8 protein-coding genes are annotated in these 9985 nt (G+C 48.4%); 1 reads left to right on the forward strand and 7 read right to left on the reverse strand.

The annotated features are described in order from the left end of the window. The 5 genes from C0623_03060 to C0623_03080 form a co-directional block, all read right to left on the reverse strand. Nucleotides 1-275: hypothetical protein (locus C0623_03060; protein PLY02847.1), on the reverse strand; the 275-nt coding region annotated here is incomplete at its 3' end. A gap of 350 nt (nt 276-625) precedes the next feature. Further along, nucleotides 626-1045, reverse strand: coding sequence for a hypothetical protein (locus C0623_03065; GenBank protein PLY02848.1), 420 nt, complete (start codon nt 1043-1045; stop codon nt 626-628). Between the two features lie 564 nt (nt 1046-1609). Beyond that, entirely contained in the window at nt 1610-3220 is a 1611-nt protein-coding gene (locus tag C0623_03070) for a SulP family inorganic anion transporter (GenBank protein ID PLY02849.1), read from the reverse strand. 103 nt (nt 3221-3323) lie between these two features. Beyond that, nucleotides 3324-4007 carry a PTS fructose transporter subunit IIA gene (locus C0623_03075; protein ID PLY02850.1) on the reverse strand — a complete coding sequence of 228 codons (684 nt, stop codon included), beginning with the start codon at nt 4005-4007 and terminating at the stop codon, nt 3324-3326. 133 nt (nt 4008-4140) lie between these two features. Beyond that, a complete protein-coding gene (locus C0623_03080; GenBank protein PLY02851.1) occupies nt 4141-4410 on the reverse strand; it encodes a hypothetical protein in 270 nt (89 codons plus the stop codon). A gap of 250 nt (nt 4411-4660) precedes the next feature. On the opposite strand from C0623_03080, the gene C0623_03085 reads away from it, so the two are divergent. After that, nucleotides 4661-7429 (forward strand): hypothetical protein, encoded by a 2769-nt coding sequence (locus tag C0623_03085; GenBank protein ID PLY02852.1) that lies wholly within the window; start codon nt 4661-4663, stop codon nt 7427-7429. Between the two features lie 71 nt (nt 7430-7500). On the opposite strand, the gene C0623_03090 is transcribed toward C0623_03085, so the two are convergent. Both C0623_03090 and C0623_03095 read right to left on the reverse strand, forming a co-directional pair. After that, on the reverse strand, nt 7501-7878 hold the full coding sequence (locus tag C0623_03090) for a hypothetical protein (GenBank protein PLY02853.1): 378 nt from the start codon (nt 7876-7878) through the stop codon (nt 7501-7503). Between the two features lie 57 nt (nt 7879-7935). Next, nucleotides 7936-9985 (reverse strand): hypothetical protein (locus tag C0623_03095; GenBank protein ID PLY02854.1); only part of this gene is annotated, 2050 nt, incomplete at its 5' end.

Below are 9985 nucleotides of genomic sequence, written 5' to 3' on the forward strand. Positions count from 1 at the left end.
CGAGCCGACATTATCGCCTTGTTCTCAATAGCACCCTTACAGCCTCTTTCAATTTGTCGTTGGATAAATTCCAGCCCGGTCATTTCGGGCATGCTTTGGTCAATCAATAAGGCATCCCCGCAGGGTGCATCATGAACACATGTCTGCTCGTCTGAATCATAGGCGGGACAATCGGTTGGATTTGGTGCATCGAATACCTCATGCCCCTTCATCTCCAGGAATATCTTAAGTAAACTCCGATAATGATCGTCGTCTTCAATCAGAAAAATCCGCATAGTCACCCTCGGTGTTAATAATGAAGTTTTGCAGCAGTTAAATAAATATAGAGCAAGCTTAATGCCAATAATAAACCTCCTGATTTGGCGGTTTTCCAGCCTGCGCGATGTGACACTGACACACTTTCCTATGGATTTGAAACCGGATGGCACACTATTCAATAGTGCGATGAGAACTTTGGCAATGCGCTCACCTCTTGAGAGAGAAAAGTCTTCCAGGAAGCTTCCGCGCCGGCCAATCTGATTGCCGGATGAGACAATATCAAACCAGACCTCGCTACCAACAAAAAAACAAAGGCCACCTTCGCATTCAAGAAGGTAGCCCCTTACAGATAAATTTTATTGCTAAACTAGTTAACAGACAGATCAGCCAGTTTCTCATCCGGGTCAACTGCAAGCTCTGCATTGTCGACAACTTTATCCAGCATTGCAAAAGTGAACGGCTTCTGGATGACTTTACAACCGATTCTTTTCACTCTGTCTTCATCAACCGCTGTCGAGTCTCCAGACATGAGGATTTTATTCCGCACCATTCCCCTGCAGCCCTGCTTTTCCATCATCTCGATGAAATCAAGGCCGTTCATGCCGGGTAAAAAATGGTCGATCAGCAACAGATGACCACAAGGATAATCTTTGTCGCAGTTGTGCCCTTGAAAAACAGCGCACGCTTGAGGTCGATCAGCTGTCAATACTTCATGACCCTGATCTTCAAGATACATTCGGAACGAATCCCGGATGCTCTCCTCGTCGTCAATAACAAAGATTCTCACTGAATAACACCCCCTGTTGTTTTATTAACCTCCCGTATCTTTTTTTATGGGTTTGAACATAACATATCCATTATGAATACTCAAATGAGGCCTGTTGGATGGGGACACGACCCGAAGCTCAGGGGAATATCCCCTGGAGACATAAAGAACCGCGCGGTCGCGGCCGCGCACTCCGCCATACTCTTTTATTAAGCCATAAAAGAGTATGCAGAAAACGGCTCCCTAGCCGGGGGCTTTTTGTGCGGTCTGGATTGTTTCTGTTCAACTTTGCTGCCGGGAAGTTTGCCTTGAGGCAAACACAATACGTCTCCGTGGCGGTTGCGGTCGGGCTGCGGTTCAGTGAACGCGCTGGCGGGAGCGACCTCAAGAGCAACGGGGGTGAGTCAAAATCATCAATGGTCTCCCAATCGGAGTCTAAACGTCGGCGGGGACACTACCCGAAGTACAGGGAATTGTCCCCTGACTTAAAGACAGAAGACAGGAGAACCGCGCGGCCGCGCTCCTGTCCCCTATGCCCCCTAAACTCCCGACCGTCTGACTCCTGATTGCCTGCCGTATGCCGGGTCAGGGCCGATCGCCGCAAACGTGGCGTTTGGCGTGTTCAACAGCTTCATCAAATGAAAGATAGATATGCGGCTCGCGGAGGATCGAAGTGATCCCGAGCCGGATCAACTTTGCCCTGATTTCTTCACTGACAACAATAAATGGAATAATCTTGTTCTCTTTGAGCTTCAGAATAATTTCGCACAGGGCAAAAAATGCTGACAGATCAATAAAGGGGACCTTGAGACAATTGAAAACGACGATCCTGGTGCCGAGCATTGCTCCAACCTGACCAACCAGCCGGGAAGTCGAACCGAAGAAAAAGGGGCCATCAATATCGACCACCCTGACCCGGAAACTTTCGTCACCATTAAGCTGATCGCGGCCTTCCGTTTCCGGCACCGGGACTTTGAGATCCGTTATCGAGGAGCTCGACTGATTGATCAAACGCACGGTCAGCAGGACCGAGGCGAGAACCACGCCGACCCCGACGGCAATTATCAAATCGACAAAGACCGTAAGAAACAGGACGGTAAACATGACCGCCAGATCATGCTTCGGCGCTTTTTTGATGATTTTTATCATCCGGTAATCAACAATATCAATTCCGACTTTGATCAGGATCGCCGCCAGAACGGCCATCGGAACAATCGCCGCATATTTCCCGAGGCCGAGAAGCACCGCCAGCAAGATCAATGCATGCAGTACACCTGACAGTCGTGTTGAGCCTCCGGACTTGACATTGACCACCGTCCGCATGGTTGCCCCGGCTCCCGGGATACCACCGACAAAAGAGGTCAGGGCATTACCAATGCCCTGGCCGATCAGTTCGCGGTTCGAATTGTGCTCGGTTTTCGTCAGGGAATCGGCGACCAGCGAAGTGAGCAGGGTGTCAATCGCCCCCAGGACGGCAAGACTCATGGCCGCCGAAACGATCAGGGTGAGCTGGCTGCGGGAGAATGTCGGCAATACGATATCCGGCAGGCCGCTCGGAATCGTGCCGATGGTGGGCAACTGCAAGCCGGCAATCTGCGCAAAAAGGGTCACAACAACCAGGGCCAGAAGCGGCGTCGGTATAATCCGCGCTATCTGTTTCGGAGTGCAGAAAACAATCAGCAATGCAACCAGGCTTGCATACAGGGCGTCCAGCTCGATTCCGGCTCCAATATTGACCAGATCGGTAACGGCATCAATCGGCGATTTCACCCCTTCGATTCCGAATAAAGGGTTTATCTGCAACAGGATAATGATAATTCCGATGCCGCTCATGAATCCCGAGATAACCGGATACGGAACAAACTTGACAAATTTGCCGACCCTGAGCAAACCGAGCGCCACCTGGAAAAGACCGGTCAGCAATACAGCCGCCATCAAAATCTTGATATCTCCCTTGAACAGAACAAGGCTGGAAGCAGCAACGATCGTCATCGGCCCGGTCGGTCCGGAAATCTGGACTTTGGTTCCACCGGCCAGAGAAGCGACGAAACCGAGAACAATTGCACCATAGAGACCGGCCTGAGCCCCCGCTCCACTCGCTACCCCGAAAGCAAGGGCAAGCGGCAGAGCAATGATGCTCGCGGTCACTCCACCAAAAATATCACCGACGATTTTTTTGTAGGTCATGCTTCGCATTTATTTATCCGATCGAAAAAACGGCCCGGTCCGGAAGTCGGAACCGTAAAGAATCCAATGCAGGCGGTGGCGCTGCCCCTGTTATCAATAAATAAACGGACCTTCAGTGGGCACGCCCCATATCTTGCTTCACTTTTCTTAACGAATTAAAGATTGCCTCCCGACACTCGGTCTGTTCAACAGCATTACGAAAACCGGGATCTTTCAGGGCATATCCGAGCATCGAGAGCAGATGCAGGTGGGCCCTTAATGTTGGACTTATGACACAAAACAGAGCCCGGACCGGCAGACCGTCGAGGGCATGAAAATCAACCGGATTTTCAAGAAAAGCCAATGTGACCGTCGGTTGGGTTGTGTGTAACAGTACCGGGTTGCGCGGATGAGGGATGGCGATCCCGTCGCCAACACCGGTCGAAGCCAATTCTTCTCTGGCGATCAAGACTTTGAGAAGATAGTCCTTGTCGACACCATCCATGAGCCGCAGGTTATTGACAAGTCCCTCGAGAGCCCTGTTTCTCGTATCACCATCAAGCCGATAGATGATCCCCCCGGCTTCGAGCGACCCGGTCAGGGTCGGAAGGGGCATGGCCGCAGCTTCCGGTTCGGCAAAGGCAACGGGCGAAACCCCCATTCTCCGCGAGGTCGCCCATTCAATGAGCTCTGATTGATTAAACCGGTATTGTCCATTCACCCGATATGCCGGAACCAGATCCTGCTTGATCCACCGGTATATGGTTTTTTCCGTAACACTCAGTATATGAGCCGCTTCCCTGACCGAGAGATTCATCAATCTTCCTGTCTATCTATTAATAAAAGTTACATTTGTAGACATTATGTGAAATATGTGGACATTGTCAACCAATATAAGAAATAACGGTCAGCACGGAAGATCCGAACTCTCGACCTTCTGATTCGCTGCCTCAGCGCACCAACATCTTTGCATCTGAACAGAAATACATCCGCAATTTCGAGACAGCCTTTGCCTGCATTACGAAAACCACGGATGTGTTCAGTTGTATTTCCGGCAGATACTGGTCCGAACCATTTACGATCAAAATTAATTGCGGTCGGCAAAAAAAAGGTTCTTCGCAGATTGGAGTGAATACAACGCTAGACTCCTCCTTCAGCTGGCTCAGGACAGGCAAGAAAATGAAGGAGCACGCCGGGCGGTACCGGCGAACCGGAATCATGTTTTCATGGTGCGATTGAAAAAGTATGGCGGTATTGGGGTGCGCACCATTTATTCCCGATAAAACGCGATAAACCCAAAAAATAGGGAAGCCGGTCTCACCTCGCTCTTCTCGAGCCTTGTCAAACTGTCAGGCATGTGACAGAATTATAGTTAGAGAAACTTTAATTTTCCTCCGCTAAAAGCGGCGGGGATATGATCTCAATCTGCCACCGGAGTCGTTGGCATTGCAAAATGAATGCGGGGGCTTTATGGAAAACTCAGCCGATGGATGCAGGCTCTCGTTGAAATCTGTTTCCATCTTCGCAGGGTTCATCCTTCTCGGATTGGCCGGCAATCACTTCAACCTGCCGATCGGATTCAATGTCCACTTTATCTTCGGCAGTATTTTCTGCATTCTCATTCTCAGTATCTGCGGATTAAGATGGGGCTTGATCGCTGCGGTTTTAACATCGTCCTACACCTTTATTCTCTGGAACCACCCTTACGCAATTATCATTTTTACAGCAGAGATTCTCTGGATCGGAATCTGGTTCCGCCGGGGACGATCGAATATCATTCTTCTCGACAGTTTTTACTGGCTATGCCTCGGGATCCCGCTGGTCGCACTCTTTTACTCCGGAGTCATGCATCTCGATTTCCAGATCACCAAAGTCATTGCCCTGAAGCAGACGGTCAACGGCATATTCAATGCGCTCATTGCCAGCATCATCCTCTCTCTGGCCCCCCTCGGTAAATTAACTAATCGAAATAACCGGGTCCGGGTCGGGATTTCGCATATCCTTTTCCAGGTCAGCGTGTTCGCTCTGATGCTCCCTTCTCTTGGTCTGATCATGTACGGCAATTATAACGAGAGACAAAGAGAAGAGCTCAAAATAGCCGAAACCCTGCAATTGAAAGCAACGGAAAAAACCGAAAGTCTGAATCGATGGGTCAGCGAGCACATGAATGCCGCCAGGGTCATCTCGGAGCTCGGCAAGACATACCCTCTGCGCCCCTCGGAAAAGCTGCAGCAAGAGCTGGCCCGAATCCATGAACTGTTCCCCGAATTTCACAATGTATTTATTGGAGATCCTTCCGGACGGACGATTGCATTTCACCCACCAGTCAATGAACGCGGCGAATCGACCCTTGGCATAACCTTCCGGGACCGGAACTGGTTTAAGAAACTTACCGAGACGAGAAAGCCGGTTATATCCGAAGTGTTCGCCGGCCGCGGGGGAGTATTTGAGCCGATCATTTCGATCAGTGTCCCGCTTTTGCGTGACGACAACATCTACTGTTTCGGGCTCGGCGCGGCAAATCTCAATCACCTGAAAAAACTGATCATTCCTGATAATCCGGATGAGGGTAATATTATCTACCTGACAGACGAAAACGATAAAATCATTTTCAGCAATTCAGATCAATTATTGCCGCTCGAAAAGATTTCGCCAGCAGATAACCAGACCATCGTTTCGACAGGTGTGCAGGGTGTTTCGATCAGGATTCCGGGCAAGCAGAAACATATCAGCGCTATGCAGATCTGGCGGGGTGCGTTCTTTATAACTGAGAAAAAAGTCGAGGGGACCGGATGGACTTTCCACTATGAATACCCGATCGAGCCACTGCAGAGCTATCTTTATGAAACCGCTATCAACAACCTGAGTATCGTCGCCGGCCTCTTTATCGTGGCCATGACATTAGCAGCCTTTATCGGCTCCGGGATCGGTAAAACACACAAAAAACTTGTCACTATCTCGGATGATCTTCCGGACAAGATCGCCCGTGGAGAGGCGCTTTCCTGGCCAAAATCAAGCATTCGGGAAATTTCATTTCTTATCGACAATTTTGAATTGGTTTCAACGGCTCTCAGCAAAAGGCTCCAGGAAATCCAGAACGCCAAGGAGACACTTGAGGAAACCGTGGCTAAAAGGACAGAGGAGCTGTTCCGGGCCAATCAGAACCTGGGAAGCATTCTGGCAAGCTCCCCGATTGCAATTTCCTGGGCATCTGGTCAAGGTGAAATCGAATATATAAACGATAAATTCATCGACCTTTTCGGTTATACCCTGCAGGAGATCCCGACCTTGAAGGACTGGTCTCGCAAAGCATACCCGGACAAAGAATACCGGGATGAGGTCGCCAGAAACTGGGCAGAAGCTGTTAAGCGGGCAAAACGTGAAGAGCGTGACCTGCAGGATTTCGAGGCTAACATAACCAGCCGGGACGGCCTGGTACGCGCAACCAGCATCGCCGCGACCTGGGTCGACCACAGAATCCTTGTTTTTTTCACCGACATCACCGAACGGAAAGAACTTGAAGCGAAGACACTGCAGATGGCCCGACTGGCCGCCCTCGGTGAGATGGCGTCAGGGGTCGCACATGAAATCAACAATCCGATAGCAGGCGTTATCGGCTGCGCAGAGCTTTTGCAGACCAAATTGGAGAAAAAGGAACACAGGGAAATCGTCAGACGCATTTTGTCTGAGGGTGACCGGATTGCGCGGATAGTCAAATCACTATTGGCCACGGCACGTCCCGGCAGCCATAATCGGGATTTATTTTCGCTGGCTGACTGTTTCGAAAATGTCCGCACCCTTTCACAGGAAAAAATGGTCAAGGAAGGGATTATTCTGACACAGAATATCCCGGATGATCTGCCGCAGATTCAAGGCGAGCAGCAGCATATAGAACAGATCCTCCTCAATATGATCAGTAATGCATCTCATGCCCTGCATGCACGGTTCCCCGAAGCGCACCCAGACAAACAGTTGCATATCGGCGCCGGTTTCTGCGATGAAGAGAAGCAGTCAATCTGTCTCGAAATTCGCGATCAGGGATCGGGAATCCCGAAAAACAGTATCGGCAAAATATTCGATCCGTTTTTCACTACTAAATCGGCCAAAGAAGGGACCGGCCTGGGGCTGGTCGTCTGCTATGAAATTATAAAAAAAATGGGCGGCGACATCCGGGTCGAAAGCGAGGTAGACAGCCATACGACTTTCACCATTGAGTTCCCTCTCAAATCTCCCGACTAAAGATTAGAAAGAGCCATCCTCACCACGGATGACTCTTTTTTGATTTTAGAAAAACAGTGAATTGGACGGGTTCAAGCCTTTATATTTAACAACCAGTTATTGAGGAAATCAAAACTCATCGGCTTTTGCACAACAGTGCAACCCAGCTTTTCCGCAACATCCATATCAATAGCCATGGCATCTCCCGACATCAAGATCATATTTTTCGTGATACCCTTGCAACCACGCTCCTTTAAAACCTGGATAAATTCAAGTCCATTCATATCCGGCATGTTGTAATCGATCAGCAGCACGTCGGTGCATGACAAAGCATTTGTACAGTCGCCGCCCTGATAGACGTGGCAATGAAATGGCGCCGATTCAACAATAACTTCATGGCCTAAATCTTCGAGATACCATTGCAGAGAATCCCGGATGCTTTTTTCATCATCGATAACAAGTATTTTCAATCGCCTCTATCTCCTTATCCTGACACTTCCGTCAACATGAACTCCATGCGTGAAGAATCAGACCTGTTTATTATCCAGCGGAAGCAAAACCCTGACCCGCGTAAATAATCCTTCTTCACTATCGATCAGCAAACGACCATGGTGCTTGTTGATAATGTCACTGACAATCGATAAGCCGAGGCCTGTCCCTTCTCTTCCCGGTTTTGTTGTAAAAAAAGCTTCTTGTGATTTTTTTATAACAGCAGCGGACATCCCCTCACCATTATCATAGACTTCAATGAAAAACTCGGGCGGATTGCTCTGCTCTATTCGATCAATCGTTATTTCTATCTTGCTATCTTTAACCTGGGTCGCCTTGTTTTTTAAAGCATCGCAGGCGTTATCAACCAGATTAATCACAACCTGCTGAATGCTCTGGGGTTGGATGTAGACATTCGGGAAACTTCCATCAACATTAAATTCTATGGAAATACCCTTATTCGCTATCTTCGGCCGGATTAGCGTAAGTGCCGCCTCGACAACATCCCTAATACTGGTTTTGATCATTTCAACCCGGCTGTCCTTGGCATAGGAAAGAAGATCTCGAGTGATTTTGGCTATACGATCACTTTCAGTCATTATCCCTTGCGACAACTTAAAATTGCGCTCGACATTCTGCGGGTTGAGCTGGATGAGATTGGCATAACCAAGAATCCCCTGAATGGGGTTGTTGATCTCGTGGGCAACGCCTGCGGCGACGGTACCCAAAGCAGCCAGTTGAGCTGCCCTCGAATGCTCCTCCATTAATTTTTTACGTCGGGTAATATTATGAACGATCGAAAAGAGAAGAGTCTTCTCCATAATTTCAATCGGAGTCGTATGCACTTCTACATGCCTGATTTCCCCTGAAGCAAGTCGATGTTTGAATTCAAAGCAGTTTTGCTCTCCATGCAGAGCTCGTGTCCGGGCTTTTGCAATCTCATCGGGGGGGGAATCATTCAATTTCTCGATCCCCATTGATTTTAAACTGCCAGGATCATAACCATAGAATTTAACAGCCGCATCGTTTGCATCGATAATTTGCCCATTTTCCGGATCAACCAGCAACATCACCGCATCATGGTTACGAAACAGGCTGTGAAACATCTCTTCGCTCTTGCGACTGAGTTCTTCTGCTTTTTTCTGTTCAGTAACATCCTTGGTCAGCATGACAATACCGCCGATATCGCCAGTTGCATTATGCCAGGGGTGAAGTTCCCATTGAATCCATTGGACAGAGCCGTCAATCCGTTCGAAACGATCTCCTTCAGAACTTAATTTTTGTCCTGATAGAGTCTTGCGGTGAGCTTCTTTCCAGGCTTCCGGAATCTCGGGAAAGACCTCATAATGTGATTTACCAATAATGTCCCGGTCGGCAAGATTGTAATCTTCAAACCATTTTTGACTGACATTGATGTACTGCATATCATTATCAAACATCGCCATCGTCGCCGGGCTATTTTCAAAAAACAGTTTGAGATCAGCTTCGTTTTTCTCGAGAACCGAATACGATTCCTCCAGCTCTGTTTCCATCTTTCTATGATTGATAAAGACAAAACCAAAGGTCAGCAAGATCTGGGTAAAAATGACAACGATAAATGTCAGGGCATGTTCCGCACCGGCGTTCATAAAATCGGACATCCCCCACGGCTCGACGATTGTAATGATAACTCGAGCAAGGCTCCAAAAGGCGATACTGTAAAGGATCGCCAGGAAATAAATATTGCCAGGAGGATCATGCAAGCGGTGCAGGATCAAAAAGGATTTAATGCAGAAGTAGAAAAATATTAGACAGATAACGATAATACGTGCTTCGATATTCTGTGTTGCGTAGGTAAAAAACAGGAACAACAGAACAAATAAAACGATCAGCGCAAGATCCGGCCAGGAAGCAGTTGTCACGTCAAAAAACCGTTCCAGCCCTTTGGTCAGGAAATAGTAGAAAAGAACAATAAAAAGATTCGCCAGTATAATTGTCAATAAATCAGGAGCATAGCCGCGGAAGCAAAGCAGGACACCACCCAGACTGTTAAGAATCGAACCGTAAACCCAGAATAAAAATCCCGGATAAGTTTTGTGCCTTGAATAA

It is taken from the genome of Desulfuromonas sp., assembly GCA_002869615.1.
Classification (GTDB): Bacteria; Desulfobacterota; Desulfuromonadia; order Desulfuromonadales; family UBA2294; genus BM707.

What these genes read in the sequence shown, in the direction of transcription:
- C0623_03075 (PLY02850.1), bottom strand. Translation starts at nt 4,007, where the DNA reads ATGAATCTCTCGGTCAGGGAAGCGGCTCATATACTGAGTGTTACGGAA.
- C0623_03070 (PLY02849.1), bottom strand. Translation starts at nt 3,220, where the DNA reads ATGCGAAGCATGACCTACAAAAAAATCGTCGGTGATATTTTTGGTGGA.
- C0623_03085 (PLY02852.1), top strand. Translation starts at nt 4,661, where the DNA reads ATGGAAAACTCAGCCGATGGATGCAGGCTCTCGTTGAAATCTGTTTCC.
- C0623_03080 (PLY02851.1), bottom strand. Translation starts at nt 4,410, where the DNA reads ATGATTCCGGTTCGCCGGTACCGCCCGGCGTGCTCCTTCATTTTCTTG.